Origin of the sequence: Roseateles sp. YR242 (genome assembly GCF_900109745.1) — a bacterium.
Lineage (GTDB): Bacteria > Pseudomonadota > Gammaproteobacteria > Burkholderiales > Burkholderiaceae_C > Roseateles.
The window spans coordinates 1-2634 of sequence record NZ_FOAV01000033.1 but is presented as its reverse complement, the minus strand read 5'-3'; the positions used below and the strand labels follow the sequence as shown (position 1 = coordinate 2634).

1 protein-coding gene is annotated in these 2634 nt (G+C 64.4%); it reads right to left on the bottom strand.

Annotation, left to right across the window (positions count from 1 at the left end; genetic code table 11):
- Positions 1 to 73 precede the first annotated feature (73 nt).
- On the bottom strand, positions 74 to 2521 hold the full coding sequence (locus tag BMY53_RS25205) for a hypothetical protein (RefSeq protein ID WP_143074259.1): 2448 nt from the start codon (positions 2519 to 2521) through the stop codon (positions 74 to 76).
- Positions 2522 to 2634 lie beyond the last annotated feature (113 nt).

Below are 2634 nucleotides of genomic sequence, written 5' to 3'. Positions count from 1 at the left end.
GGATGGCGGTGAGGTCAGAAGATGGAATCGCGCAGGCATATCGATATCGAAGAGGTCAGCGGCTACGGGTAGGTCACGGCGCGGCATCGGGCGAAGGCCCGGACACGCTGGGAGCCGTTGATGGCTCCGCTGGCGGACCGGTATATCCGCCCTCCGCCAACATGGACCGATCAGAGTTCTCAGAGGGCCCCGGCAGGGTTGGACGCCAGTGCGTCGGCCGGTGCGAGGGGGACTTAGGCAGCGTCAGTGGCCCGGATGACGCCTCCAGCAGTTGGTCCGCATTCACCCTGAAGACAAACTTCAGGTCCCGGCTCGTCGCACCTTCACGCTTAAGTCGCCTCGCGTAGTGCAGATCAGATTCCGAGGGTTGCTGCCGATACGTACGCATGAGCGTCGGCAGATGCTTGCGCAGCGGCAAAAGGCGCTCTCGCACTGCTGCCGCCCAATCGATGTTCGCCATCAACATGAGGTCTTCCACGCGAAGCACACCCTTGCCTCTATATGCCGCTAGTGCCAGGCGCCGGGCATGCCCATCTGAACTCTCCAATGAGCCGGGTGCGGGTGGCGGCTCCAGCGTCAACAACGCCTGTTGCCAGGACTGCAGCGGCTGATTCCGCCGCCACACGATGCTGCTTGCATCGGTTCGTTCCTCCACTCCCGGGATTCCCTGGACCGGTCGCTTGTCCGACCGGTCGATCGCCGTGTCCGTGCCAGAGGCCCCTTCGCCAGGCTGCGGTGGAACCGGCGGTTCCCTGAGTACAGAAGCCCCGTCCTGCGTCGGGGCGGGAAACAGCTGAGACAGCGCCATGCTGAATACGCAGCACAAATCGGTTGGCGGGGCGGCATGTTCCGCAAGCCGCCGAGCATAATCGCGGTCCGATTCACGGAAGTCTTGCGGATACTGGCCCATCAGGCGCCGAAGCTCGGGAAAGTCGACCAGCTTGCGAATGTTGCGCGCAACACAAGAACCGACACCGGTCATGGCCTCGATATCCTGGGCAAGCACCGGGCCGGGCCATCGGTCAACCTTCAGTACCAGCCTGCGGGCGTGTGCGCTAGCGGTTTCAACGAGGCCGCGGGGGAAGTCGCGCAATAGAGTCTGTTGCCAAGGCAGTAACGGACGGGCTTGACCCCAGGCCGGATCGGGGTGGTCCCGACTGGGTGGCAGGCTCGAAAGCAAGGGAGCCTCAGGCAGATTCCATTGGCTCTGTGGCAAACCGTGGCGACTCACCTTGTAGAGGTATTTCACGTCCTGCCTCTCCACACCCTCCGCCTGGATTCGAACGATGTATTGCAGATCCGATTCCCAGGGTTGCTGCCGATGCTGGCGCAGGAGCGCCGACAATGCCTTGCGCTCCGGCAGGAGTCGCACCATGGCTGCGTCAACCAAATCAATCCCTGCCATCCAACTCAGATCTTCGGGTGCAAGAAGACCCCTCACCGGATACGCCAGGAGTGCCAGGCGCCGGGCATGGCCCATCGGACTTTCCAATGCACCAACAGCGGCAGGGGGTTCCAACGCCAACAACTCCCGGTGCCACTGCTGCAGTGGCTGATTCGGCGGCCACTCGCCGCCACCTGCAGCAGTGCGCAGAGCCACGCCGGAGAGCCCCTGGACCGTCCGCTGGCCCGACCGGTCGGCGGATGTGTCCGCGCCGGAGACGGGTGCGCCAAGTTGCGGTGAAGTCTGCAGCGATACTCCGACCACCTTTGCCCGCGGGGCCTCGGAGACGAGGTCTTTCAGCGTGAGATGGAATACGGCGTTTAATGCGTCCGCTCGGGCACCCTTTCCCAAAAGCCGCCGAGCATAGTCGCGGTCGGACTCACGGAACCGTTGCTCATGCTGGCGCATCAGGATCTGAAGCTGGGGAAGGTTGGTCAGCTTGCGAACGGCCTGCGCCATGGAATAACCGACGCCCGACATGGTCATGAGATCCTCGGTAAGCATCGGGACAGGCCACCGTTTAGTCTCCAATATCAGCCTGCGGGCGTGTGCACTACGAGTTTGGGTTGTCACTGGGGGTACGGCCTTCAACAGCTCCCGCTGCCAGTGGCGAAGCGAACTGGGCTGGGCCTGCTCCGGTACCAACGGGCGTTTCCGGCTCACCGGATCGGCCGCTGCCTGCGCGCTTTCAAATTGGTGGCGAGGATCATTCGTCAACAGATCCGCCCGCCAAGGCCGCAGCGAACGGGCATGGTCCTGACGATGCGGGGCAGGAGACTCCAAGAAGACCGGTAATCTCGGGAGAGCCTCCGGCAACTGGCGCAATATCGGCGCGCCACGCTTGATCCCGCTTGGCCCTTCGCCCGGCTGATCGGGTCCGAGCGGGCGTTTGCGGCTCACCGGGTCGGCCGTGGCCTGCACACGGCTGGGCGGTGCAGGCTGCAGCCACCCGTCCAGCATCTGTGGAGCGGCCTGCGCGCTTTCCAGGTTCGGCGGTGTGTGCGCCTGCAGGCTCACCGCCACCCGCGAACTCGCGGGGGAATGAACCTTCGCCGGGCACAACGATGCCACCGCCATCCCCACCTCCACGGTGCCTGGCGCCAGCCATTGCACCTCCTCCCCTGGCCCCGGCTCATCCACCTGCGCTGCCATGTGCAACGTCCGGCCCAACTCGCGCCTTAACCCCGCAG